Source organism: Massilia sp. 2TAF26, from assembly GCF_052115005.1.
Classification (GTDB): domain Bacteria; phylum Pseudomonadota; class Gammaproteobacteria; order Burkholderiales; family Burkholderiaceae_D; genus Telluria.
This window is the reverse complement of record NZ_JBFRFV010000123.1, coordinates 1-424: the sequence shown is the minus strand read 5'-3', so window position 1 is coordinate 424 and position 424 is coordinate 1. Positions and strand designations below refer to the sequence as shown.

Annotated in this window: 1 protein-coding gene; it reads right to left on the bottom strand. The window is 65.1% G+C overall.

Annotated features, from left to right (window positions below; translation table 11 throughout):
- A partial coding sequence (locus tag AB4Z32_RS27755; protein ID WP_442125023.1) for an IS1595 family transposase occupies positions 1 to 424 on the bottom strand: 424 nt, incomplete at both ends.

Here is a 424-nt window from a genome sequence, read left to right as displayed (position 1 = left end):
CGCTGGCCATCCAGCGCCCAGCGCCAGCCGAAGTAGTGGTCCAGGTAACGGCTGGCGATGCCGCGGAACGGCAGCAGCCAGGTTCGCATCCGGCTGTGATAGGCGTTCACGTTCTGGATGTGCAGCGCACCGCGCTTTCTTTCGCCGGCCCTCGTATTGATGGCCTCATGTGAAATCCCGACCTCCCGCGCGAATGCCGGGTAGGCCGCATGGCTATCGGTCACCAACAGCACGTCGTGTGCCAGGCGCGGCCCCAGGTGTTGCAACAGTTGCCGCCTGCTGACGCTCCCCTTGCCGGTCACGGCGTCGATGGTCTGGCCGCTGCGATCGCGCGCCACCAGGATGCACACTTGTTCATTCGAGATCCCACGCTTTGTCGCCTTGCCGCCGCGCTTTCGTGGCGGACGATCGAGATGTCTGGACC